Source organism: Puerhibacterium sp. TATVAM-FAB25, from assembly GCF_046535855.1.
GTDB classification, from domain to species: Bacteria; Actinomycetota; Actinomycetes; order Actinomycetales; family Cellulomonadaceae; genus Puerhibacterium; species Puerhibacterium variabilis_A.
Genome location: NZ_JAXUAK010000010.1, coordinates 14745 through 39632 on the forward strand (window position 1 = coordinate 14745; position 24888 = coordinate 39632).

Genomic DNA, 24888 nt, shown 5'->3' on the forward strand with positions numbered 1-24888 from the left:
AGCGCGGCGACGAGGCCGGGCGGTCGTCGGCGCTTGCCACGGGGTCCTCCGTGCTGTCGTGGTGCGGGTCGGTGCTGGATCCCCGGCCGGGACGCGGTCGCGCGCCGGTCGGGGACCGTGTCGGCAGGGTAAGTCCTGCGTCTCGGCGCCCCGGGGAGCCGCGCCGCGCGCCGGCGCCGTGCCGTCGCCCACGGGCCGGAGCACCGGCGCGCCAGGGCACCGGAGCACCGGAGCCTCGGCGAGGGCGGGCCGCACGGCGCCGCCGGACGCGCTGAGAGGATGGACCCGTGCCTGCCTCCCCCACGACCGCGCCGCGCCCGGACGCCACCGACGCGGCGGCCGTCGGCGAGCTCGTCGAGCGTGTGGTGACGTGGTTCGCCGGCGCGGCGCGCGACCTGCCGTGGCGGCGGCCGGAGCGCACGCCGTGGTCGGTGCTGGTCAGCGAGGTGATGCTGCAGCAGACCCCCGTGGTGCGGGTCGAGCCCGCGTGGCGGGCCTGGATGGAGCGCTGGCCCACGCCCGCCGACCTCGCCGCGGCGCCCACCGCCGACGTCCTGCGCGCGTGGGACCGCCTCGGCTACCCGCGCCGCGCGCTGCGCCTGCAGGAGTGCGCCCGCGCCGTCGTCGAGCGGCACGGCGGGGAGGTGCCCGACGACGAGGAGGCGCTGCGCGCGCTGCCGGGCATCGGCGAGTACACGGCGGCCGCCGTGCGGGCGTTCGCGTTCGGGCGGCGCTCCGTCGTCGTCGACACCAACGTGCGCCGCGTGCTGGCGCGGGCGGTGACCGGCGCCGCGCTGCCCGCGCCGTCGCCCACGGCGGCGGAGCGCGCGGCCGCCGCCGCGGCCGTGCCCGACGACGACGCGGCCGCCGCACGCTGGGCGGCGGCGTCCATGGAGCTCGGCGCGCTGGTGTGCACGGCGCGCGCGCCGCGCTGCGCGGCGTGCCCCGTGGCGGACCTGTGCGCCTGGCGCGCGGCCGGCAGCCCGCCCGACGCGCACGCCGGGCGCCGCAGGACCCAGTCCTGGCACGGCACCGACCGCCAGTGCCGCGGCCGGATCATGGCGGTGCTGCGCGGCGCCCCGGGCGCCGTGGACCGTGCGGCGCTCGACACCGCGCTCGACACGGCCCCCGCCACCGGGCCGCGGACGACGGGCGCGCCGGACGCGGCGCAGGTGACCCGCTGCCTGGCGGGCCTCGTCGAGGACGGGCTCGTGGAGCAGGACGCCGCGGGCGCCTACCACCTCCCGCGGGACTGACCGCGCCCGGCCCGCGCCGCCTCACATCTCGGCGGGCTGCACCACCACGAAGCCCTGGCCGTGGAAGGCCATCTGGAAGCTCTCGCCGGAGCCGCGGCCGACGAGCGTGCCGAGGTTGACGTCCGTGCGGACGCCCGGCGCCAGCGACGCCGACCAGCACACGGCGGCCTGCGGGTCGACGAACGTCGGCGTGGCGCAGTCGAGGATCATCGGCTCGCCCTGGCAGCAGACGGCCACTACGCCCTGCCCGGAGATCTCCAGGTTGAACAGGCCCGCGCCGCTGGCTAGCGAGCCGACGCCCCGCACCCGCCGGATGTCCCACGCGAGGCCAGCGTCGAACGCCAGCAGGTTGGCCGAGCTGACCGTCAGGGCGTCCTGCGGGCCCTCGAGGTACATGAGGAAGATGTTCGCCGCGGCGCGCGCGAAGAACACCTCGCCGTGCCCCTCGACCCGCATCATCGGCGTGTCCTCGTTGGTCACCACCTTCTTGAGCAGCTGGCCCATCGACGCGGACCCCTGGTGCCGGAACGCGACGTTCCCCTGGTAGGCCACCATCGCGCCCTTGGTCGCGATCATGGGGGCGTCCGGCGTGACCAGCCCGCGCAGCATCCGGGGCGACTGCTGCGTCCAGCGCTGGTCGAGATTCTGCTCGGCGTGCCGGGCGGCGAAGAGCTCGCTGCGCATGGTGGGCCTCCGTCGGGTGGGTCGGGTGGTGCCGGCCGGGTCGCCGGCGGGTCGGTCCGATCGTCCCGTGCCCGCGCGGGTCAGAGCGTGAGCAGCATCCGCGTGTTGCCGAGGGTGTTGGGCTTCACGCGGGCCAGGTCGAGGAACTCGGCGACGCCGTCGTCGTGCGAGCGCAGCAGCTCGGCGTAGACCTCGGGCGCCACGGGCGTGCCCTCGATCTCCTCGAACCCGTGGCGGCGGAAGAACTCGACCTCGAAGGTCAGGCAGAACACCCGCGACAGGCCCAGGGCCCGCGCCCGGTCGAGGAGCGCCTCGACGACCGCGTGGCCCAGGCCGTGGCCCAGCCAGTCGGGGTGCACGGCCAGCGTGCGGATCTCCGCCAGGTCGTCCCACATGACGTGCAGCGCGCCGCAGGCGACGACGCCGCCCGCCCGGCCGCCGTCGGGCGTGCCGCCGTCGGCCGCGCCGTGCTCGCCGGAGGGCTCCGGCGCCTCGGCGACGACGAACTCCTGCACCGCCTCGAAGTAGCCGACCATCTCCTTGGCCAGCAGGATCCGCTGCTCGGCGTACGGCTCCACCAGCGCCCGCACGGCGCGCACGTCTGCCGGCAGCGCGGCGCGCACGACGACGCCGCCGGGGCCGGACCGCGCCGCCGCCGGGATCGTCAGGGAACGGGGCGCGCTGCTGGGGTCGGGCACGGTCGTCACTGTACGTCCGCGTCCACCGGCCGCGACGGCGTCGCCCGGTGGACGAGCGGCAGGCCCTCTGCCGGCACCACCTCGGAGCGCAGCGCCTCGGGCCGCCGCGCCCGCACGCCACGCATCAGCCCGGCGGCCGTCCGCTCGTCGATGACGAGGTCGGTCACGACGCCCGCCGCGAGCGCCGCGCGCAGGCCGGCCACCTTGTTGTCGCCGGCCACGGCGCACAGCCGCCGCGGGATCCGGCGCAGCTGGTGCGGGGCCGGGCCGGTGGCGCGCCGGTTGATGGGGATGTCGCGGTAGGTGCCGTCGGCCCGCAGGAACACCGTGCACACGTCGCCGACCACGCCGGCGGCGTCGAGCACGGCGAGGTCCTCCGGTTCGAGGTAGCCGCCGGCGTAGACGTGCGAGGGCAGCCCGCCGGTCAGCGCGCCGACGGAGAACAGCGCGATGTCGGCCCGCGCCTGGGCGTCGAGCACCCGGCGGATGGACCGCTCGCGCCACATGGCGGCCTTGGTCTCCGCGTAGTCGAAGAACGCGGGCACCGGGAAGTGGTGCACGTGGGCGTCGAACGCCGCGCCGAAGCCGGCGATGAGGTCGCCGGCGTAGCTCACGCCCGAGGTGCGGGTGTTGGCGGCGCCGTTGAGCTGCACCACCTCCGAGCCGCGGGTGGGCTTGCGCGGCAGGTGGCGGGCGATCGCGGCGAGCGTGGTGCCCCAGGCGACCCCGAGCACCATCTCGGAGTCGAACCATCGCGTCAGCAGCCGGGCGGTGGCCATGGCCACCTGCTCGAGCCGGTCCTCGAGCGTCGCCGAGTCCGGCACGGGCACCACGTAGGCGTCGATGCCGTAGGTGGCGGCGATCTGCTGGCCGAGGCCAGGGGCGCGGGAGTGCGCGGGCCGCAGCGTGATCTCGACGATGCCCTCCTCGCGGGCCCGCTTGATCAGGCGCGACACGGTGGAGCGCGACGTGCGCAGGTGCTTGGCGATGGTCTCCATCGTCAGGTCCTGCAGGTAGTACATGGTCGCCGCCATGACCACCTCGCGGTCGCGGTCCGACATGCTTTTCGCGCCTCCTGTCCCGGATCGTCCGGTGCGACGGGCGTCACACCGATGCACGTTTGTGCACAGCGCTTGCGCGAACGTTCCCGAAGTGTGACGTTAGCCCGGACACCGCGAGGAAGGAAACCCGATGGCGTCCAACCGACTGACGGCCGAGTCGCGGGCCCAGGCACTGTCCGCGCTCGAGGCCTCCACGACGCCCAGCGGCGAGCTGGACGTCCTCGTGATCGGCGGCGGGGTCACCGGCGCCGGCATCGCCCTCGACGCCGTGACCCGCGGCCTGTCGACGGCGATCGTCGAGGCGCAGGACTGGGGCTCCGGCACCTCGAGCCGCAGCAGCAAGCTCGTCCACGGCGGCCTGCGCTACCTGCAGATGCTCGACTTCCACCTCGTGCACGAGGCGCTCACCGAGCGCGACCTGCTGCTCAAGCAGATCGCGCCCCACCTGGTGCGCCCGGTGCCGTTCCTCTACCCGCTGGAGCACCGCGTGTGGGAGCGCGCGTACGTGGGCGCCGGCATCGCGCTGTACGACACGCTCGCCGCCGTCGCGCCCGGCAAGCGGGCGATGCCCCTGCACCGCCACCTGACCCGCCGGCGGATGGAGCACAAGTTCCCCGACCTGGCGCACGACGCGGCGATCGGTGCCGTGCAGTACTGGGACGCGTCGGTCGACGACGCCCGCCTCGTCGCCACGCTCGTGCGCACGGCCGCGGGCTACGGCGCGCACGCCGCCAGCCGCACCCAGCTCGTCGGCCTCACCCAGACGTCGTCCGGCGCCGTCAACGGCGCCGTCGTCGTCGACCTGGAGAGCGGGCGCGAGATCACCGTGCGCGCCCGCCACGTCATCAACGCCACCGGCGTGTGGACCGAGGAGACCGAGGCCCTGGCCGGGTCCGAGGGCGGCCTGCGCGTGCTCGCGTCCAAGGGCGTCCACATCGTCGTGCCGCGCGAGCGGATCCGCGGCGACGTCGGGCTGATCCTGCAGACCGAGAAGTCGGTGCTGTTCGTCATCCCGTGGTCGCGGTACTGGGTCATCGGCACCACGGACACGCCGTGGACCGAGGACCTCGTGCACCCCGTGCCCACCGCGGCGGACATCGACTACGTGCTCGACCACGCCAACGCGGTCCTGGCGCACCCGCTGACCCGCGAGGACGTCATCGGGACGTGGGCGGGCCTGCGGCCGCTGCTGCAGCCGGGCACCAAGGAGGGCACCAGCTCGGCGAAGGTCAGCCGCGAGCACACCGTCGCGAGCCCGACGCCGGGGCTGTCCGTCATCGCCGGCGGCAAGCTCACCACCTACCGGATCATGGCCAAGGACGCGGTGGACCACGCCATCGGCCAGCGCGCGGCCGCGCTGCCGTCGATCACCCACGACATCCCCCTCGAGGGTGCCGTGGGTCTGCAGGCGGTCCGGCGCCAGGCGCGCACCTGGGCCAAGCGGTTCGGGTGGACCCCGCCGATGGTCGACCACCTGCTGCACCGGTACGGCTCCAACCTGGCCGAGATCGTCGAGCTGTGCGAGGCCGACCCGTCCCTGGCCCGCCCGCTCGAGCACGCTCCCGCCTACCTGCGCGCGGAGGTGTACTACGGGGCGTCCCACGAGGGCGCCCTGCACCTGGAGGACGTGCTGCTGCACCGCACGCGCCTCGTCTACGAGGTCCCGGACAGCGGCCTGGCGGCCCTGCCCGAGATCGCCGACGTCGTCGCACCCGTGCTGGGCTGGGACGACGCCGCGCGCCAGGCCGAGCTCACGGCCTACCGTGACCGGGTGGCCGCCTACCAGGCCGCCTCCCAGGAGCCCGACGACGAGTCGGCCGCGCAGGCCCGCCTGCAGGCCGCGGACGTGGCGGGGATGGTCCCGCTGCAGCCGTAGCACCGTCGTCGGTGCCGGACAACGACGTCCCTACAGCGCCTCAGAGAGGAACCGAACCGACATGGATTCTTCGCTCATGACAGCCTTCTGGTCCGAGGTACTCGGCACCGGGCTGCTGATCCTCCTCGGCGCCGGTGTGGTCGCCAACGTCATCCTGCCGAAGAACAAGGGCTTCGGCCCCGACTGGCTCCTCATCAACTTCGGGTGGGGCCTGGCCGTGTTCATCGGCGTGTACGCGGCGTACCGCAGCGGCGCGCACCTCAACCCCGCCGTGACCGTGGGCCTGTGGACCGCGGACCTGCCGTTCGCCGACAACGACGTCGTCGGCACGATCGAGCCCAGCTTCGTCAACGCGCTGGTGTACTTCGCCGGCGAGTTCCTCGGCGCGTTCCTGGGTGCGATCGCCGCCTTCCTCGCCTACAAGCGGCACTTCGACCAGGACGCCGACCCGGGCACCAAGCTGGCGGTCTTCTCCACGGGGCCGGCCGTCCGCTCCTACGGCTGGAACCTCGTCACCGAGATCATCGCCACGTTCGTGCTGATCTTCTGGATCGTCATCCAGGGTGAGACGCCCACGATGATCGGCCCGCTGGCGGTGGCCCTCGTCGTGGTCGCGATCGGCGCCTCGCTCGGTGGCCCCACCGGCTACGCCATCAACCCTGCCCGCGACCTCGGCCCGCGCATCGCCCACGCCGTGCTGCCCATCCGCGGCAAGGGCAGCAGCGACTGGTCGTACTCCTGGGTGCCCGTGGTCGGCCCGCTCATCGGCGGCATCCTGGGCGGCCTCCTCGGGCGCATCTACCTGTGACCCCCGGGCGGGCGCGTCGCCCTGGCGCGCCCGCCCGGCCCACCGCCGGCCCCGGCCGGCACCCATCCCCGCACGACAACGACGACGTGAAGGAACTCATCGACATGGCTGACTACGTCCTCGCCATCGACCAGGGCACGACCAGCTCCCGTGCCATCGTCTTCGACCACTCCGGCCGGATCGTGTCCACGGGCCAGCTCGAGCACGACCAGATCTTCCCGCGGGCCGGCTGGGTCGAGCACAACGCGGAGCAGATCTGGAACAACGTCCGCGAGGCCGTCGGGCTGGCCCTCACCCGGGCGAACCTCATCCACTCCGACATCGCCGCGGTGGGCATCACCAACCAGCGCGAGACCGCCGTGGTCTGGGACAAGACCACCGGCATGCCCGTGTACAACGCGATCGTCTGGCAGGACACCCGCACGCAGGCGATCGTCGACGAGCTGGGCGGCGACACCGGGCCCGACAAGTACAAGGACGTCGTGGGCCTGCCGCTGGCCACGTACTTCTCCGGCCCGAAGATCAAGTGGATCCTCGACAACGTCGAGGGCGCCCGCGAGGCGGCCGAGCGGGGCGACCTGCTGTTCGGCAACACCGACTCGTGGGTGCTGTGGAACATGACCGGCGGGCCCGACGGCGGCGTGCACGTCACCGACGTCACCAACGCCTCGCGCACCATGCTCATGGACCTCGACACCCTCTCGTGGCGCGAGGACATCGCGGCGGACATGGGCATCCCGCTGTCGATGCTGCCGGAGATCCGCTCGTCGTCCGAGGTGTACGGCCACGGCCGCCCGCGCGGCATGGTGCCGGGCGTCCCCATCGCGGGCATCCTCGGCGACCAGCAGGCGGCCACGTTCGGCCAGGCGTGCTTCGAGGTCGGCACCGCGAAGAACACCTACGGCACCGGCAACTTCATGCTGCTCAACACGGGCACGCAGAAGGTGCCGAGCAAGAACGGCCTGCTCACCACGGTCTGCTACAAGATCGGCGACGCGCCCCAGGTGTACGCGCTCGAGGGCTCGATCGCCGTCACCGGCTCCCTCGTGCAGTGGCTGCGCGACAACCTCGGCCTGTTCGCCGACGCGCCGGACGTCGAGTGGCTCGCCCGCAAGGTCGAGGACAACGGCGGCGCGTACTTCGTGCCCGCGTTCTCCGGCCTGTTCGCGCCGTACTGGCGGCCGGACGCCCGTGGCGCGCTCGTGGGCCTGACGCGGTACGTCACCCGCAACCACATCGCCCGCGCCTCCCTGGAGGCCACGGCGTACCAGACCCGCGAGGTCATGGACGCCATGAAGGCCGACTCCGGCGTCGAGCTCACCGAGCTCAAGGTCGACGGCGGCATGGTCAACAACGAGCTGCTCATGCAGTTCCAGGCCGACCAGCTGGGGGTCGACGTGGTCCGCCCGAAGGTGGCAGAGACGACGGCGCTCGGCGCGGCGTACGCCGCCGGCATCGCCGTCGGCTTCTGGGAGGGCGAGTCGGACGTCACGGCCAACTGGGCCGAGGACAAGCGGTGGTCGCCGGCCATGCCGGAGCAGGAGCGCGACCGGCTGTACCGCAACTGGAAGAAGGCGGTCACCAAGACGTTCGACTGGGTGGACGAGGACGTTCAGTGACCGTCTAGGCCGAAACCTCGGTTCTCGCCGCGGCGGGGACGGACGTCGTACGCGGGGCCGCGTTCACGGGCCCCGAGGGGCCCTCCACTTCGGGAGGGATACGGCCCCCCGTACGACGTCCGTCCCCGCCGCTCGATCGTCACCTCCCCGTCCGTGCAGGTTGGTGTCCGCGTCCGGCCGGTGGCGGGGAGGCAGGGTGGGGTGTGCGGGTGGCTAGGGTGAGCCGGTGAGCAGCTCCGTGACCTCCGAGGTCTCGTACACCCTCCCCGGCGTCCACGTCACCGACCGCACCGTCGAGGTGCCGCTCGACTGGTCGCGGCCCGACGACGGGCGCACGATCAGCGTCTTCGCCCGCGAGTGCGTCGCGCCGCACCGGCGGCACGAGGACCTGCCGCTGCTCGTGTTCCTCCAGGGCGGCCCCGGCGGCAAGGGCCCGCGCCCCACCGGTCCCGACGGCTGGCTGGGCACGGCCCTCGAGCGCTTCCGCGTGGTGCTGCTCGACCAGCGCGGCACCGGCCGCTCCAGCGCCGTGCGCGCCGGCGCGCTCCAGGCCCTCGGGGACGCCGCCGCGCAGGCGGAGCACCTCACGCACTTCCGCGCCGACGCGATCGTCCGGGACGCCGAGCACCTGCGCACCACGGTCTACGGCGGCCGGCGGTGGTCGACGCTGGGCCAGTCCTACGGCGGGTTCGTCACGCTCACCTACCTGTCGCTCGCGCCCGACGGCGTCGCGGCGGCGTACGTCACGGGCGGGCTGGCCGGCCTCACCGCGAGCGCCGACGAGGTCTACGCGCGCACCCAGCCGCGCGTCGCCGCCAAGAACGCCGTCTACCGCGAGCGCTACCCGCACGACGTCGCGACGATCGCGCGGGTCGCCGACCGCCTCGCCGCCGGCGACGTCGTCCTGCCGGGCGGCGACCCGCTGACCGTCGAGCGGTTCCAGTCGCTCGGCATGGCGTTCGGGATGCAGCCGGGCTTCGAGCGCGTGCACTGGATCGTCGACGAGGCGTTCGACTCCCCCGGCTCCGACGAGCTGACCGACACCTTCCTCGCGGAGGTGCAGGCGGCGACGTCGTTCGCCACCAACCCGCTGTACGCGGTGCTGCACGAGTCCATCTACGCGCAGTCGGGCACCGGCGCGACGGCGTGGGCCGCGCAGCGGGTCAAGGACGCCGACCCGGCGTTCGCGCCGTCGGCCCGCCCGCTGGAGCTCACCGGCGAGATGATCTACCCCTGGATGTTCGAGCAGGCCGAGCTGCGCGGGTTCCGCGCCGCGGCCGAGGCGCTCGCGGCGCGCGAGGACTGGGGCGACCTGTACGACGTCGACGCGCTGGCGGCCAACGAGGTGCCGGTCGAGGCCGCCGTGTACTTCGACGACATGTACGTGGACGCCGGCCTGTCGCTCGACACGGCGTCGCGCGTGGGCAACGTCCGCGCCTGGGTCACCAACGAGCTCGAGCACGACGGGCTGCGCCTCGGTGGCGTGCTGGCCCGCCTGCTCGAGCGGATGGACGCCCGCGGCGGCGCCCTCGCCTGACGCGGGCCCGCGACACGACCACCACCGATCGACACCCCCGATCGACCACCACCGATCGACCACCACCACGGAGAGCGATGCCATGAGCACCACCGCCACCCCCGTCCTGCGCGCCGAGGGGCTGGTCGCCGGCCACGGCGGGCCCGCCGTCCTGCGCGGGGTGAGCCTCGACCTGGTGCCCGGCGGCACGCCCGTCGGGGTGCTGGGCGAGTCGGGCGCCGGGAAGTCGACGCTCGTGCAGGCGCTGCTCGGCCAGGTGCGGCCGTCCGCGGGGCACGTGACGTTCGAGGGCCGCACGGTGAGCCGGCTCGGGCGCCGCGACAAGCGGCGGTTCCGCGCCGCCGTGCGCACCGTCGCCCAGCAGGGGCTCGACGTCGACCTGCGCTGGACGGTGGAGCGGGCCCTCGCCGCCGCGCTCGCCGACGCCCGCAAGGCGGGCCGCACCGGCGGGCGCGACGTCGCGGACCTGCTCGACGACGTCGCCCTCGAGCCGCGGTTCGCGGGCCGCACCGTGCAGTCCCTGTCCGGCGGCGAGCGCCAGCGCCTCGCCCTGGCGCTGGCACTGGCGACGCGGCCGGACGTGCTGCTGCTCGACGAGCCGCTGACCGCCGTCGACCCCGGGATGCGCGGCGAGATCGTCCGCCGGCTCACCGACGCCACCCGCGCCGACGGCACCGCCGTGCTGCTCGTCTCGCACGACGTCGAGCTCGTGGGCCGGCTCTGCCCCACCGTGCACGTCCTGGCCGACGGCGTCTTCGTCGCGTCCGGGCCGATCGGCGACGTGCTGTCCGTCGACGGGGACGCCCACCCCGCCGTGCGCGGGCTCGCCGAGGCCGCACCGCTCGCGGCGCAACGGTTCCGCTGAGCCGAGCCTCGCGAGACGACGCTCCTGACAGGACGACGGGGCGCACGGCCGCGGCCGTGCGCCCCGTCGTGAGGAGCGTCAGTCGAGCTCGGACCCTGTGGACCTAGGCGGGTTCACCGAGTGCGCCTTTGCGCCGGTCCCGCCGTCATCGGCGGCACGAGCTGCGGAGGGTGCCGACTCCTCGGTCACCGCCGTCGGCGCCTCGGACACCTTCGTCAGGGTGCCACAGCTGTCTGCGTAAAAGCCGACATCACCCGGCGCGACCTCCCAGTGGAACTCTTCGTCCGGCCAGGCGACGTAGCTGTCGCTGAAGCTGGTCTGGAAGCCGCGGAAGGCGCTGACCGTAGCGACCTCGCACGACCATGCATCGGCGTCGTAGGACGGAGCGACGACCTTGTAGACGCCGGGGGCGATATCGATCCCGACGCGGTACCAGCCGTCGCCGATCGGCGAGACGAACCGCGGGGTGTCCTTCGGGAACACCTGCGTCCACGAGCCGCAGCCGTCGGTCCAGAACCCGGCTGCCGAGGTCTCGACGTCCCAGTAGATCGTCTCCCCTGGGTCTGCCCAGGCAGAGTCGATGATGCTGTCGTCCGTCCCGCTGAGGTCGCTCAGCGACGCGACGACGCACTCGCTCCCCGCCGGGACCTTGGCCTTGTACCGGCCGACGGGTGCCTGGGAACCCACCGCGTACATCCCGTCACCCCGGATGGTCGCGTAGGGCGCCGCCACGCGGCGCACCCCGAGCGTGTCCTTGCGGTCGGCGTTCCAGTCGCCGACCAGCACGACGTCCTTCGCCTTGCCGTAGCTGAAGACGATGCTCGCCTTGCCGCCGCGGGTGCCGTTGGTCAAGTGGTACGTCGAGGACCGGCGCACGCCCAGGGTGTCCTTGCCGTCGCCGTTCCAGTCGCCGACCAGCACGACGTCGTCCGCCTTGCCGTAGCTGAAGACGACGCTCGCCTTGCCGCCGCGCGTGCCGTTCGAGAGGTGGTAGGTGGCGCCGCGGCGCACGGCGAGGGTGTCCTTGCCGTCCCCGTCCCAGTCGCCCACCAGCACGACGTCGCCGGGCCGGCCGTAGGTGAACACGGTGCTCGCCTGGCCGCCGCGGGCGGCGTTGGACAGGTGGTAGGTGGCGCCGCGGCGCACGGCGAGGGTGTCCTTGCCGTCCCCGTCCCAGTCGCCCACCAGCACGACGTCGCCGGGCCGGCCGTAGGTGAACACGGTGCTGGCCTCGCCGCCGGTGGTGCGGTTGGTCAGGTGGTACGTGGCGCCGCGGCGCACGGCGAGGGTGTCCTTGCCGTCCCCGTCCCAGTCGCCGATGAGCGTCACGTCGTTCGAGCGCCCGTAGGCGAACGTGACGTCCGCGGGGCCGCCCTTGGTCCCGTTGCTCAGGTAGTACCACTTGCCCAGGTTGTCCGCGGCCTGGGCGGCCGGGGCGATCAGCGCAGCCGTCGTCGCGAGCACTGCTGCTGCGGCGAGGGACGCGACCGTGCGACGCATGGACATCTCGTTCCCCCTGTCGAAGACGCTCTGTCGAGCAGGAGGAACGTAGCGCTCCTGTGGCGCGCGTCACGCCGACCGGCGGCACGCCGCCGCGGAATTCACCCTGACCGGCGCGCACACCGGACGCCTCGGCTCAGCCCTCCTCGGGGCGGGGCGCGTGCCGCTCGAGGAACGCGAACACCTCGGTGTCGTCGACACCCGGGAACGCCCCGCGCGGCAGCGCCGCGAGCACCTGCTGGTGCATGCGCGCGCTGGGCCACGACCCGGCGGCCCACCGCTCGGCGAGGCTCGCGGGCGGGCGCTGGCAGCAGGCCGGGTCGGGGCAGCGGGAGAGCCGGCGCACCGGGGTGTCGCGGCCCCGGAACCACTTGGCGTGCGCGAAGGGGACGCCGACCGTGATGGAGAACGCCCCGGCACCGAACCCGGCGGAGGTGCCGGCGCTGTCGGTGCCGCGCGTGCCCGTCTGCACGGCGTCCCAGTACGTGCCGTTCGGGGTGTCCGTGTACTGGTAGAACTCCGTGGCCCGGTCCCGGCGCGCGAACGCCTCGCGCGCGGCCCAGCGCCGGCACACCAGCTGGCCCTCGATGGCGCCGGTGACGTCCTGCGGCAGCGGCAGGCCGTCGTTGGCGTACCCGCGGAACAGCGCCCCGTCGTCGCCGACGCGCAGGAAGTGCAGCGGGATCCCGAGGTGCTCCGTGGCGAGGTTCGTCAGCCGCATCGCCGCGGCCTCGTGCGTGAGGCCGAACGTGTCCCGGAAGTCCTCGACCGCGAGGTCCTTCTCGCGCTTGCGCGCCTGGAGGAACGCGACGGCGGCCGAGCGCGGCGCCAGGCAGGCGGCGGCGAAGTAGGTGATCTCGACCCGCTGGCGCAGGAACTCGGCGTACGAGCGCGGCCGCTCGTGGCCGAGCACCCGGTGGGCGACCGCCTGCAGCGCGAGCGATCGCAGGCCGTGCCCGCCGGGGATCGAGGCCTGGGGCAGGTAGATCCGGCCGTTCCTGAGGTCGGTGACGGTGCGGGCCGACCGCGGCAGGTCGGTGACGTGCAGGATGGTGAACCCGAGCGACTCCGCCAGGCGGGCCACGGTGCGGTGGGTCACGGCGCCGCCGCCGGCGTACCCGGCGCGGCCGATGAGGTCCTCGGCCAGGTCCTCCATCTCGCCGTAGTAGTTGCCCCGCGCCTGCCGCTCGAGGCGCAGCTCGGTGTTCGCCCGGCGCGCCTCCTCGGGCGTGGCGATCGCCTCCTCGGCGCGGCGGGCGATCTCCTCGTGCAGCCCCACGAGCTGCTCGAGCACCGGCAGGGGCAGGCGCTGGCTCGGCCGCACCGCGGGCAGCCCTAGCTCGGCGAACAGCCGGTCGCGCTGCGCGCGCTCCAGGGCGATCTCCAGCTCGGCCCGCCGGTCGGGCGCCTCGTCGGACAGCAGGTCGCCGACACCGACGCCGAGGGCCTCGGCGAGGTCGCGCAGCAGGGACAGGCGCGGCTCGCGGCGCCCGTTCTCCACGAGCGACAGCAGGCTCGGGGCGCTGCCCACGCGCTCGCCGAGGGCGTCCAGCGTGAGCCCGCGCGCGGTGCGCAGGTGGCGGATGCGCCGGCCCAGCGTGAGCAGGTCCGGCCCCGCGCCGTCCCCGGCGGGGCGCTCCGTCGTCGTCCGCGGCGCCACGGATTCACGCTACGTCAAGAACGCACGATCTTCACGGGCGGATCGATGGAAATGCGTGCGCCCGCGGGCGGAAGGTGGAAGAGACCCGCGAGGCAGGCCTGCCTCGCCCCTGACGACCGCCCGACCGGAGGCCCCACGATGTCGTTCCGCCCGCTCCCCCACCGCACGCGCCTGGTCGCCGAGCTGGTCGGTGCCGCCACCGACCTCGCCGGCGCGGGCGGCGAGGCGCCGCGCGGCCTGCCCGCCGGCGGTGCGGACGTGCGCGCGTGGGTGGCCGAGGTGGCCGCGCTCACCGAGCCGGACCGCGTGGTGTGGTGCGACGGCTCCGCCGCCGAGAAGCAGCGCCTGCTCGACGAGATGGTCGCCGCCGGCACGCTGACCCCGCTGGACGAGGCCAGGCGGCCCGGGTCGTACCTGGCGCGGTCGCACCCGTCCGACGTCGCGCGCGTCGAGTCGCGCACCTTCGTCTGCTCGCGGCGCGCGGAGGACGCCGGCCCCACCAACAACTGGCGCGCGCCGGCCGGCATGCGGGCCGAGCTGCGCGACGTCTTCGCCGGCGCGATGCGCGGGCGCACGATGTACGTGGTCCCGTTCTCCATGGGGCCGGTGGGCGGGCCGATCTCGCAGGTGGGCGTCGAGGTCACCGACTCGCCGTACGTCGTCGTGTCGATGCACGTGATGACCCGCGTCTCGCCGCGGGTGCTCGACCTGGTCGACGCCGGGCGGCCGTGGGTGCCGGCGGTGCACTCGGTCGGCGCGCCGCTGGTGGACGACGACGGCCGGCGGACCGCCGACGTGCCGTGGCCGTGCAACGACACCAAGTACGTCGTGCACTTCCCCGAGTCCCGGGAGATCTGGTCCTACGGCTCCGGCTACGGCGGCAACGCCCTGCTGGGCAAGAAGTGCTTCGCGCTGCGCATCGCCTCGGCCATGGCCCGCGACGAGGGCTGGCTCGCCGAGCACATGCTGCTCATCAAGGTCACGTCGCCGCAGGGGCGCACCTACCACCTGGCCGCGGCGTTCCCCAGCGCCTGCGGCAAGACCAACCTCGCGATGCTCCAGCCGACGATCCCCGGCTGGACGGTCGAGACCCTCGGCGACGACATCGTGTGGATGCGCCCGGGCCCCGACGGCCGGCTGCGCGCCATCAACCCCGAGGCCGGCTTCTTCGGCGTCGCGCCCGGCACCGGCGTCGACACCAACCCGACCGCCGTCGCCACGCTCGAGCGGGACGTCATCTTCACCAACGTGGCGCTGACCGACGACGGCGACGTGTGGTGGGAGGGCCTGACGCCCGAGCCGCCCGCCCACCTGGTCGACTGGACGGGTCAGGACTGGACGCCCGCCGACGGCGCCGCCGGCCGCCTCGCCGCGCACCCGAACTCGCGGTTCACCGTGGCCGCGGCCCAGTGCCCGACGATCGCCGCCGACTGGGAGGACCCGGCGGGCGTGCCGGTGGACGCGATCGTCTTCGGCGGCCGCCGTGCCTCCAACGTGCCGCTCGTGGTGCAGGCCGACGGCTGGGACCACGGCGTCTTCCTCGGTGCGACGATCAGCTCCGAGCGCACCGCCGCGGCCGAGGGCGCGCTCGGCGAGCTGCGCCGTGACCCGTTCGCGATGCTGCCGTTCTGCGGCTACAACATGGCCGACCACTGGGCGCACTGGCTGGAGGTCGGCGACGGCCTCGACGCCGACGCCCGGCCGCAGGTGTTCCAGGTCAACTGGTTCCGCCGCGGCGCCGACGGGCGGTTCCTGTGGCCCGGGTTCGGCGAGAACTCCCGCGTCGTGGCGTGGATCGTCGACCGGCTGGAGGCGGCCCGCGGGCCGCAGGGCGCCCCGGCCGGCGGGGCCGCGCCGGCCGACGGCACCACCCACCGTCCCGGCGCCGTCGCCTCGCCGGTCGGCCTGCTGCCCGCACCCGGCGCGCTGGACGTCGACGGCCTTGAGCTGCCGGCCGAGGACCTCGCCGCGCTGCTCGACGTGCCGGTCGGGCCGTGGCTGGCCGAGACCGACCTGACCGCCGCGTTCTTCGACACCTTCGGCGACCGCGTCCCGCAGCGGCTGCGCGACCAGCTGGCCGCGCTGCGCGCGCGGCTCGAGGCCGCGGCCGGCTGAGCGCGCGGGGCCGCCGGCGGCCCACCCGGGGCCCGCCGGCGGCCCGTGCGGGTCGGGTAAGCCGCTTCCCGGACGGGTGCCGCGCATTTCTTCTACGCTTTCGTGCATGGCACTCTTCCCCGTCCCGGCGGCCACCACGGGGCCCGTCACCACCGGCCCTGACACGACGACCGGAGCGGTCCGATGAGCGCCGGCCTGCTCGGCCTGCTCGACGACGTCGCCGCCCTCGCGAAGCTGGCGGCTGCGTCGATCGACGACGTCGGCGCGGCCGCGGGGCGCGCCACCGCCAAGGCGGCCGGCGTCGTCGTCGACGACACCGCGGTGACCCCGCAGTACGTCCAGGGCGTCAGCCCGGCGCGGGAGCTGCCCATCGTCAAGAAGATCGCGACGGGCTCGATCCGCAACAAGCTGGTGTTCATCCTGCCGGTGGCCCTGATCCTCAGCCAGTGGGCCGAGTGGCTGCTCACGCCGATCCTCATGCTCGGCGGCACCTACCTCGCCTACGAGGGTGCTGAGAAGATCTGGGGCCGCCTGCGCGGGCACGACGACCACGCCGCCCCGGCCGCTCAGATCGGTCCGGACGCCGAGAAGTCGGTGATCTCCAGCGCCGTGCGCACCGACCTCATCCTCTCGGCCGAGATCATGGTCATCGCGCTCAACGAGGTCGCCGACGAGGGCTTCTGGTCGCGGCTGGCGATCCTGGCGGTGGTGGCGGTCGTCATCACCGTGGTCGTGTACGGCGTCGTCGGCCTGCTCGTGAAGATGGACGACATGGGCCTGGCGCTGGCGCAGCGCCGGTCGCCCGCCGCCCAGCGGTTCGGGCGCGGGCTCGTGACGGCCATGCCACGCCTGATGGCGGTGATCTCCGTCGTCGGCACCGTGGCGATGCTGTGGGTCGGCGGCCACATCCTGCTGGTGGGCGCCGACGAGCTCGGTCTGCACGCGCCGTACGACGCCGTGCACCACGTCGAGGAGGACATCCACCACGCCGTCGCCGGCGTCGGCGGCGTGCTGGCCTGGCTGTTCAACACGCTGTGCTCGGCGATCGTCGGCGTCGTCGTCGGCGCCGTCGTGGTGGCGGTGATGCACGTGCTGCCGTTCGGTCGCAAGGGCCACGGCGAGGGCCACGACGAGGGCCACGGTGCCGGTCACGGCGAGGCGCCCGGCGAGGCGCACGGCGAGGCGCACGGTGCGGGCGCCGCCGCGGAGGCCGGTGCCGCGCCGGTGCAGCGGCACGACGCCGCGGGCGAGGCGCCCGGCCGCTGACGGCGGCGGCGTCGGCGGCCGGTGGGACGCCGCGCGGTGGGAGAATCGCCGTCGTGCCCACCGACCCGCTGACGCCGCAGCCCGCCGCCAACCCCCACCCGACGGCGCCGCCCGCCCCGTCGGCCGCGTTCGCGCACGTCGTCTACTTCGAGCCGCGGATCGCCGGCAACACCGGCTCGGCGATCCGCCTCGCCGCGGTCACCGGGGCGCGCCTGCACCTCGTGGAGCCGCTGGGGTTCGACCTGGAGGAGTCGAAGCTGCGGCGCGCCGGCCTGGACTACCACGACCTCGCGGTCATGGACGTGCACCCGGACTTCGACGCCGCGATGGCGGCGCTGCCGGACGCGCGGGTGTTCGCGTTCACCGCGCACGCGGACACGGTGTACACCGACGTCGCGTACCGGCCCGGGGACGTGCTGCTGTTCGGGCCCGAGCCGACCGGGCTGCCCGAGGAGGTCATGGCCCACCCGCGGGTCACCGACCGGGTGCGCATCCCCATGCTGGCGGGCCGCCGGTCGCTCAACCTCACGAACGCCGCCTCGATCGTCACCTACGAGGCCTGGCGCCAGCAGGGCTTCGCGGGCGCCTGACCCGCCGGCCCGCGCGGTCCGACCGTCAGGGCGCGAGGAGCCAGGACGCCGCGCGCAGCAGCAGGTCCTGGTGGCCCGGGGCGTCGTAGGAGCGCACGTCGTGGCCGAGGGCCGAGTAGACCGTGCGGCCGCCGTGCGCCTCGTGCACCCACAGCGCGGGGTGCCGCCCGCCGTCGTCGTCGCGGACCCAGCCCAGCACCTGCGCGGCCGGCGCCACGCGCATGCCGCAGTACCGCTCGTCGAACGCCTCGACGCGCGCCGGCCCCTCGGTGACCGGGTGGGCGCCGACGGCGAGCTCCAGCGTGGCGTCGCCGATGGGCGGGTGCCCCGAGACGCCCTCCACCCAGCGGCCGCCGAGGACGGCCTCGAACGCCGGCTCGAACGTGTTGGCCGCCTGGTGCACGGCGAGCAGCCGGCCGCCGTCGCCGGCCCACGCCGCCAGCCGGGCGTGGAACGCCGCCCAGTCCGCGTCGTCGTCGATCCCGGCCTCCCGGTACCCCGGCTGCGACGTGCCCGCGTTGACCGCCAGCAGGTCCACGCCGTCCAGGTCGTCCAGCGCGTGCGGGAACGCCGACCGGACCTCGACGTCGACGCCCGGCAGGGCGGACAGCACCAGGGCGAGCCGGTGCGACGTGGCGGCGTGGTCGTGCCAGGGGTCCTCGTACCGGCCGCGGCCGGCGAGGACGAGGGCGCGGGGCATCAGGGCTCCTTCGTCTCGGTGAGAGGGCGGACGGCGGACAGCCAGCCGCGCGGGCCGACGTGCTGCACCCGCTCGGTGGCCACCGCCGTGGCGGTCCCGACGGCGGCGGAGAGCCGGCGGCCCGTCGCCAGCGCCGCGGTCAGCGCGCCGTGGAAGGCGTCGCCGGCACCGAGGGTGTCGACGGCGGTGACGCCGGAGGTCTGCACAGCCTGCCCGTAGGGGCTGCCGTCGGGGAACGTGAACGCGGTCGTGGTCAGGTCGACCGGCCCGGGGCCGTGGGTGACGACGACGGCGCGCGCCCCGAGGGCCAGCACCGCGGCCGCCACCCGTTGGTCGGGGGTGGGCGGCGCGACGCCGGGGACCGCGTCCGCGGGCGTGGTGAGCGGCGACTGCGCGGGGAGGCCGGGGCGGGGCGCGACGTCGGCGGGCACCGTGAAGTCGGCGGAGCACGCGGCGACGTCGGCGGCCGGGACCAGCTCGGCGAACAGCGGCCGCCACCGCCCGCAGTCGAGCACGACGAACGGGCGCCCGCCGGCGTCCGGGCCGGCCGGGCCCGCGCCGCCCTGGGCGTCGGCGACCTCGGGCAGGTCCTCGGGCGGGAAGCGCCGCGGCGCCGCGCCGAGGGCGTCGACGTGGGCCAGCACCGCCCGGGCGATCGCCGGGTGGTGCCCGTCGAGCAGCACCGCGTCGGGGCGCGGCAGGGCGGCCAGCGCCGCGGGCGCGGGCGCGGGCGCGGCGGCCAGGGCGGCGTCGGCGGAGACGACCGACCGCTCCCCCGTCGCCTCGTCCACCAGCGCCGCCGAGACGGCCAGCGGGAACGCGGCGGCCTGGGCCGCCGGCAGCGCGGCGGCGACGTCGAGCACCTCGACGCCGTGCGCCTCGAGGTCGGCGCGGGCGGCGGTCGCGACGGGCCCGGTGCCGAGCGCGGTGACCAGCACGGCGCGCGCGCCGAGCGCGGCGGCGGTGACCGCGGCGTTGGCGGCCGGGCCGCCCGCGGCGACGTCCTGCCGGCTCGCGGTGATCTTGCGGTCGCGCCCCGGCGGGGCGGCGGCGCGGTGGACGACGTCGAGCGTCGTCAGGCCGGCGAACCAGCACACGGGCGCCATGGACACCTCCAGTCGTCGGGCCCGCCCCTCGGCTGTGGGTACAGGACACGCCGTCGAGAACGCGAGACGGACGGCGTGTCCTGTACCCACAACGGAAGGGGCAGGGGTCAGCGGCCGGTGCCGTCGACGGCGTGCGGCTCGATGGCGGCCAGCTCGTCGTCGGTGAGCGGCGGCGCGCTCAGCGCGGCGACGTTGTCCTCGAGCTGGGCCACGCTGGAGGCGCCCACCAGCGCGGAGGTCACGCGCGCGTCGCGCAGCACCCAGGACAGCGCGAGCTGCGCGAGGGACTGCCCGCGGCCGGCGGCGACCTCGTGCAGCGCCCGGACGCGCTCGAGGTAGGTCTCCGAGAGGTTCGACGCCGACAGGAACGGCGAGTCCGGCCGGGCCGCGCGCGACCCCTCGGGGGCTGCGCCGGACAGGTACCGGTCGGTGAGCAGCCCCTGCTGCAGCGGCGAGAACACGATCATGCCCACGCCCACCTCCCCCACGACGTCGATCAGCGACTCCGTCTGCGGCCCGTCGTAGGCGTCCTCGCGGTCGGCGATCTCGACGTGCCGGTTGAACATCGAGTAGCTGGGCTGGTGGAGCGCGAGCGGCGTGCCGAGGTCCGCGAGGATCCGCGCCGCCTCGCGCGTGCGCGCCGGCGAGTAGTTCGAGACGCCGACGTACCGCGCCTTGCCCGCGGCCACGGCCGACGCCAGCGCGCCCATCGTCTCCTCGAGCGGCGTGTCCGGGTCGGGCCGGTGGTGGTAGAAGACGTCGACGTGGTCGAGGCCCATCCGGGCCAGCGACTGGTCGAGCGAGTCGAGCAGGTACTTGCGCGAGCCGTGGTCGCCGTACGGGCCGGGCCACATGTCGTAGCCGGCCTTGGTCGAGACCACCAGCTCGTCGCGGTACGGGTGCAGGTCCTTGGCCAGCAGGCGGCCGAAGTTCTCCTCCGCCGAGCCGTACGGCGGGCCGTAGTTGTTGGCCAGGTCGAAGTGCGTGACGCCGAGGTCGAAGGCGCGGCGCACCACGTCGCGCTGGGTGGCGAACGGGGTCGTGTCACCGAAGTTGTGCCACAGGCCGAGCGACAGCGCGGGCAGGTGCAGACCGGAGCGGCCCACCCGGCGGTAGGGCATGGCGTCGTAGCGGCCGTCATCGGCGACGTACCGGGATGCGAGAGGCATGGGCCCATCCTGCCCTGCAGCGCGGCGGACGGCTCGCCCGCGCCGCGGCGGGTCGCGCCCGGGGCCGCACCCGCTCTCCGCACCTGGTAATCGCTTTCCGAGCCGGTGTACGGTCGTCCCCGAGGACCGCACCGGCGGCACGGGAGCCGCCGGGCCCGAGCGACGACGGAGGCGCGAGCGTGGGGACACGACCGGCAACGGGTGCGGCGAGCGCGCCGGAGGGCACGGCGACGGGCGCGGGGACGACGACGAGCACGCCGACGCCTGCGGCGGCGCGGGCGACGGCGGCCCCGCCGCGGGCCAGCACGACCGAGGCGCCGCGGATCGCCGTCGTGGGCATCCACGGCCACGGCGACAGCCACGTGCGCCGCGCCCTGGAGCTGCAGCGCGCCGGCCGCGCCCGGCTGGCCGCCGTCGTCGACCCCGCCCCGCCCCGCCCGGGCGACGCCGCGCACGGCACGGACGCGCCGTGGCTGACCGACCTGGGCGACCTGCTGGCCGGGCGCGAGCGGCCGGACGTCGTCGTGCTGTCCACGCCCATCCCCACGCACCTGCCGCTGGCGCGCGCGGCGATGGAGGCCGGGGCCGACGTGCTGCTCGAGAAGCCGCCGGCCGCGTCGCTGGCCGAGCACGCCGCCATCGTCGAGGCGGCGGAGCGCACCGGGCGGCTGTGCCAGGTGGGCTTCCAGACGTTCGGCTCGCACGCCGTGCCCGCGGTGCGCGAGCTGGCCCGCTCCGGCGCGGTCGGCGACGTCGTGGGGATCGGGGCCGTGGGCACCTGGGTCCGCACCACCGGCTACTGGGGCCGGGCCCGGTGGGCCGGGCGGCGCCGCCTCGACGGCCGCGACGTCGTCGACGGCGTCGTGACCAACCCCCTCGCGCACGCGGTGGCGACGGCGCTGGCGGTCGGCGGCGCGCTGGCGGCCGACGACGTCGCCGAGGTGGTGCTCGACCTGCGCCGGGCGCACCCCGTCGAGGCGGACGACACCTCGTCCGGCCGGGTGACCGCCCGCGACGGCTCCCGCTTCGGGTTCGGGCTCACGCTGTGCGCCCCGGAGGCCTCCTCCCCCGCCCGCGTGCTGGTGCTCGGCACCCGGGGCGAGATCGAGCTGGCCTACGAGACCGACCGGGTCACCGTGCGCACGCCCGACGGCGTCACCGAGCGGACGTACGGCCGCACGCCGCTGCTCGACGACCTGCTCGACGCGCGCGCCGAGCGTGAGGCCGGGCGGGCGGCGGCCCTGCGCTGCGACGCGCGGTCCACCGGGGCGTTCATGCGCGTGCTCGAGGCCGTGCGCACGGCCCCGGACCCCGCCCCGCTGCCCGCCGCCACCGTCGCCTGGCACGGCGAGGGCGACGAGCGCCGCGCGGTGGTCGCCGACGTCGAGACGTGGTGCGAGCGGGCCGCGCGCGAGCAGCGCACGTTCGCCGAGCTCGGTGCCTGGGCCTGACCGGCCCGGACGGCGGCGCGGCGCTTCCTACCGCCGCGCCCCGTCCCGCCACGGCACCACGGGCTCGTCGCGGTAGGTCCAGGCGTACAGGAACCGCACGTCGAACCGGTCGGCGCAGCGGCCGCAGGACAGGGGCCGGGAGGGCCGCCGGAACCGGGTGACGCGGTGGCCCGTGGGGCACACCCCGACCCAGTCGCCCTCGACGGTCGGCGCGGCCGGGTCGACGGTGCGCCGCCCGGTCGCGCCGATCCGTACCGCGGTGGCGCGCCAGACGGCGTCGTGCCCGTGGCGCGGGCCGACGAGCGCGTGCGCGACCTCGTGCAGCACGGTCTCGCGCACCTCGGCCTCGCCGTGCAGCGCCGTCAGCTCCCGCGACAGCGTGATGCGCCGCAGGTCGTGGCGGCACTGGCCCGCGCGGCGCCGGGCCCGGTCCCAGGCGAACGCCCACCCGTCCAGGCCGTGCTCGTCGAGCAGGCGGCGGGCCAGCGCGGCGGCGGCGTCGAGTTCCACGTCCGGCACCGTACCGGGCGCCGCCGACGCCGCCCGCCGGCCGGCGACAGGGCCCGCTCCCCCGCCCGGCCCACCGGGCTCAGTCCTCGGCCGGCGGGATGGGGAAGTTGGCCCGGAACACGTTGTCGGGGTCCCAGTCCCGCTTGAGCCGACGCAGCCGCGTGAGCGTCTCGCCCGGGAACGCGTCGGCCAGCCGCTCCGGCCGGGTGTCGGTGTCGAACGACAGGTACAGCCCGTCCGTGCGCGGCCCCATCTCCCCGTCCCACAGCGGGTCCAGGTGCTCGTGCGAGGAGCCCATGGCCGACAGCAGGAAGTTCTGGTGACGGTGGGCGTACGCCGTGGCGTCGGGAGCGACGTCGTGCGCCGCGCCGCCGGTGGCGCGCAGCGACAGCAGGTAGGCGGCCCCGGAGCCGGCCACCCGCTCCAGGGCCCGCGCCACGTCCCGGTCGAGGTGGTCCACCAGCCCGGAGCGCACCACCGGGTCGCCGCCGCCGGTGTGGTGCCGCTCGGCCGGGGTCACGACGGCCGAGTACGGCAGCAGGTACGCCTGGTGCTGCAGCACCGGCCCGGCGTCGGCGAGACGCTCGAGCTCGGCCACCGCGGCCGTCGCGTCGTCGTCCGCCCACACCGTCATCAGCTGCGCGACCGGGCCGCCGCCGCGCCGGCCGCCGCCGGGCGACATCATGAGGAAGCTGGTCAGCTCGCGCGGCGCGTCCTCGACCGCGGCCGCCCAGCGCTCGAGCAGGCCCGCGGTGTCGGTCGCGTCCAGGGCCATCTGCGAGAAGACGACGTCACCCACCGGGCCCGCCTCGAGCTCGAAGGACGTGACCACCCCGAGGTTGGCCCCGGCGCCCCGCAGGCCCCAGAACAGCTCGGGGTTCTCGTCGGCGGACGCCCGCACCAGCCGCCCGTCGGCGGTGACGACGTCGGCCGCCACGACGTGGTCGATGGTCAGCCCCTGCAGCCGCCCGAGCAGCCCGATGCCCGCCGTCGTGGCCAGGCCGCCGACGCCGACGCCGCCGTAGTCGCCGGAGGTGATCGCCCAGCCGCGCGGGGAGAGCTCCTGGGCGACGCGCCCCCAGGTCGCCCCGGCGCCGACCCGCACCCGCCGGGTGGCCTCGTCGAGCACCTCGATCCGGTCGAGCGCGCCGAGGTCGACCACCACGCCGCCGTCGTTGGTGGACCGGCCGCTGATGCCGTGGCCGGCCGAGCGCACGCCCAGCGGCACGTCCTGGGCGCGGGCGTACGCGAGCGCCTGCGCCACCTCCTCGGGGTCGCGGGGGCGCAGCACCAGGCCCGGCGCGCCGCTGCGCAGGTAGTTGTGCCGCAGGCCGGCCCAGGCCCGGTCGCCGGGCTCGACGGCGCGCCCCGCGAGCGCCGGCGGCACCGCCGCGTAGTCGATGCCGGGCCGCCGCAGGGCGACGGCGCGGGCGCCGCGGCGCGCGGCGGCCGGCGTCGTGCCCGCGGCCTCGCGCTCCTTGGCGACCCGCTCGCGCACCGCGGGGGCGACCTCCTCGCCCACCCGGCGGACGACGTCCGGGTCGTCCGTCGCGACGACGAACGTGCCGATCCCGTCCTCGAGCGCCAGCCGCACGAGCCGGTCGACCCACTCCTGCGTCGAACCCTCCGGCGGCGTGACGTTGAGCAGGCGGCGCACCTCGGCCGGGTCCCGGCCGGCGCCGCGGGCCGCCTCGTCGACGACGGCGTTGCCGCGCTGCAGGTCGCCGGGCTTCAGGTAGCCCTCCGACGGCAGCCAGCCGTCGGCGGCGGTGCCCACCAGCCGCAGCATCCGCGGCTTGTACGCCCCGAGCCAGATCGGCACGTCGTGCGCCGGCGCGGGCCCGCGCTTGGCGCCGACGACGCGGTGGTGCGCACCCTCGACGCGCACCGGCAGGCGGGTGCCGGTGTCCCACAGCGCGCGGATCACCTCGACCGCCTCGGCGAGGGCGTCCACCGACTCCCCCGGGGAGAGCCGCGGCGCCCCCATGGCCTCGATGGCGTCCCAGAACCCGCCGGCGCCCAGGCCGAGGGCCACGCGGCCGCCGGAGAGCAGGTCGAGGCTCGCGGCGGCGCGGGCCAGCACGGCGGGCGGGCGCAGCGGCACGTTGAGCACGTTGCCCGCCAGCGTGACGCGCGACGTCTGCGCGGCGGCCCACGTGAGCAGCGTCCAGGTGTCGAGGAAGGCCGGCTGGTACGGGTGGTCCTGGAAGGAGACGAGGTCGAGCCCGGCCTCCTCGGTCAGCCGCGCGAGGCGCACGGGGGCCTGCGGGTCGGCGCTCGTGGGCGTGATGAAGGTGCCGAACACCAGGTCGTGGCCGTAGTCGGGCATGCGCGTCGCTTCCTCGCTCGGGCGGAGATCGTCTGCGTCACAGATGATATCAGCGGCAACCCTTCTGTCGGTCGGCGTGTTCCCGACT

Annotated in this window: 20 protein-coding genes; 10 read left to right on the forward strand and 10 right to left on the reverse strand. The window is 75.5% G+C overall.

Annotation, left to right across the window (positions count from 1 at the left end; all coding sequences use genetic code 11):
- Positions 1-287: 287 nt before the first annotated feature.
- Positions 288-1256, forward strand: coding sequence for an A/G-specific adenine glycosylase (locus tag U5M74_RS10570; RefSeq protein ID WP_410908824.1), 969 nt, complete (start codon positions 288-290; stop codon positions 1254-1256).
- A gap of 21 nt (positions 1257-1277) precedes the next feature.
- Here U5M74_RS10570 and U5M74_RS10575 read toward each other — a convergent pair whose 3' ends face one another.
- The 3 genes from U5M74_RS10575 to U5M74_RS10585 all read right to left on the reverse strand — a co-directional run bounded on the left by U5M74_RS10575 (position 1278) and on the right by U5M74_RS10585 (position 3699).
- A complete protein-coding gene (locus U5M74_RS10575) occupies positions 1278-1940 on the reverse strand; it encodes an AIM24 family protein (RefSeq protein WP_410908826.1) in 663 nt (220 codons plus the stop codon).
- Positions 1941-2020: 80 nt separating this feature from the next.
- Entirely contained in the window at positions 2021-2608 is a 588-nt protein-coding gene (locus U5M74_RS10580; RefSeq protein ID WP_410909008.1) for an amino-acid N-acetyltransferase, read from the reverse strand.
- 35 nt (positions 2609-2643) lie between these two features.
- Positions 2644-3699 (reverse strand): sugar-binding transcriptional regulator, encoded by a 1056-nt coding sequence (locus U5M74_RS10585; RefSeq protein WP_410908828.1) that lies wholly within the window; start codon positions 3697-3699, stop codon positions 2644-2646.
- A gap of 130 nt (positions 3700-3829) precedes the next feature.
- On the opposite strand from U5M74_RS10585, the gene U5M74_RS10590 reads away from it, so the two are divergent.
- The 5 genes from U5M74_RS10590 (at position 3830) to U5M74_RS10610 (ending at position 10404) form a co-directional block, all read left to right on the forward strand.
- Positions 3830-5575 (forward strand): glycerol-3-phosphate dehydrogenase/oxidase, encoded by a 1746-nt coding sequence (locus tag U5M74_RS10590; protein WP_410908830.1) that lies wholly within the window; start codon positions 3830-3832, stop codon positions 5573-5575.
- A 76-nt stretch (positions 5576-5651) separates the two neighbouring features.
- Positions 5652-6383 (forward strand): MIP/aquaporin family protein, encoded by a 732-nt coding sequence (locus tag U5M74_RS10595; RefSeq protein ID WP_410908832.1) that lies wholly within the window; start codon positions 5652-5654, stop codon positions 6381-6383.
- 104 nt (positions 6384-6487) lie between these two features.
- Entirely contained in the window at positions 6488-8002 is a 1515-nt protein-coding gene (glpK, locus tag U5M74_RS10600; protein WP_410908834.1) for a glycerol kinase GlpK, read from the forward strand.
- 226 nt (positions 8003-8228) lie between these two features.
- Positions 8229-9539 carry an alpha/beta fold hydrolase gene (locus tag U5M74_RS10605; RefSeq protein WP_410908836.1) on the forward strand — a complete coding sequence of 437 codons (1311 nt, stop codon included), beginning with the start codon at positions 8229-8231 and terminating at the stop codon, positions 9537-9539.
- A gap of 82 nt (positions 9540-9621) precedes the next feature.
- Entirely contained in the window at positions 9622-10404 is a 783-nt protein-coding gene (locus U5M74_RS10610; protein WP_410908838.1) for an ABC transporter ATP-binding protein, read from the forward strand.
- A gap of 78 nt (positions 10405-10482) precedes the next feature.
- On the opposite strand, the gene U5M74_RS10615 is transcribed toward U5M74_RS10610, so the two are convergent.
- Positions 10483-11904, reverse strand: a complete 1422-nt coding sequence (locus tag U5M74_RS10615) for a hypothetical protein (protein WP_410908840.1) — start codon at positions 11902-11904, stop codon at positions 10483-10485.
- Positions 11905-12040: 136 nt separating this feature from the next.
- Positions 12041-13564: a helix-turn-helix domain-containing protein gene (locus U5M74_RS10620; protein ID WP_410908842.1), complete on the reverse strand. Its 1524-nt coding sequence runs from the start codon at positions 13562-13564 to the stop codon at positions 12041-12043.
- Positions 13565-13702: 138 nt separating this feature from the next.
- Here U5M74_RS10620 and U5M74_RS10625 point away from each other — a divergent pair, with 138 nt between their 5' ends.
- From U5M74_RS10625 to U5M74_RS10635, 3 genes are all read left to right on the forward strand, one after another.
- Positions 13703-15679 (forward strand): phosphoenolpyruvate carboxykinase (GTP), encoded by a 1977-nt coding sequence (locus tag U5M74_RS10625; RefSeq protein ID WP_410908844.1) that lies wholly within the window; start codon positions 13703-13705, stop codon positions 15677-15679.
- A 183-nt stretch (positions 15680-15862) separates the two neighbouring features.
- Positions 15863-16945, forward strand: coding sequence for a DUF808 domain-containing protein (locus U5M74_RS10630; protein ID WP_410908846.1), 1083 nt, complete (start codon positions 15863-15865; stop codon positions 16943-16945).
- A gap of 53 nt (positions 16946-16998) precedes the next feature.
- Positions 16999-17535 (forward strand): tRNA (cytidine(34)-2'-O)-methyltransferase, encoded by a 537-nt coding sequence (locus U5M74_RS10635; protein ID WP_084817946.1) that lies wholly within the window; start codon positions 16999-17001, stop codon positions 17533-17535.
- Between the two features lie 25 nt (positions 17536-17560).
- On the opposite strand, the gene U5M74_RS10640 is transcribed toward U5M74_RS10635, so the two are convergent.
- The 3 genes from U5M74_RS10640 to U5M74_RS10650 form a co-directional block, all read right to left on the reverse strand.
- Positions 17561-18235 carry a ThuA domain-containing protein gene (locus U5M74_RS10640; protein WP_410908848.1) on the reverse strand — a complete coding sequence of 225 codons (675 nt, stop codon included), beginning with the start codon at positions 18233-18235 and terminating at the stop codon, positions 17561-17563.
- Positions 18235-19341, reverse strand: coding sequence for a PfkB family carbohydrate kinase (locus U5M74_RS10645; protein ID WP_410909009.1), 1107 nt, complete (start codon positions 19339-19341; stop codon positions 18235-18237). The genes U5M74_RS10640 and U5M74_RS10645 overlap by 1 nt, the downstream gene beginning before the upstream one ends.
- Positions 19342-19448: 107 nt before the next feature.
- Positions 19449-20510, reverse strand: coding sequence for an aldo/keto reductase (locus tag U5M74_RS10650; RefSeq protein WP_410908850.1), 1062 nt, complete (start codon positions 20508-20510; stop codon positions 19449-19451).
- Between the two features lie 179 nt (positions 20511-20689).
- Here U5M74_RS10650 and U5M74_RS10655 point away from each other — a divergent pair, with 179 nt between their 5' ends.
- On the forward strand, positions 20690-21961 hold the full coding sequence (locus U5M74_RS10655) for a Gfo/Idh/MocA family protein (RefSeq protein ID WP_410908852.1): 1272 nt from the start codon (positions 20690-20692) through the stop codon (positions 21959-21961).
- A gap of 27 nt (positions 21962-21988) precedes the next feature.
- On the opposite strand, the gene U5M74_RS10660 is transcribed toward U5M74_RS10655, so the two are convergent.
- Both U5M74_RS10660 and U5M74_RS10665 read right to left on the reverse strand, forming a co-directional pair.
- Complete coding sequence (locus U5M74_RS10660; protein ID WP_410908854.1) at positions 21989-22471, reverse strand: SprT-like domain-containing protein; 483 nt, start codon at positions 22469-22471, stop codon at positions 21989-21991.
- A 79-nt stretch (positions 22472-22550) separates the two neighbouring features.
- Positions 22551-24800, reverse strand: a complete 2250-nt coding sequence (locus U5M74_RS10665; RefSeq protein WP_410908856.1) for an LLM class flavin-dependent oxidoreductase — start codon at positions 24798-24800, stop codon at positions 22551-22553.
- Positions 24801-24888: the final 88 nt, after the last annotated feature.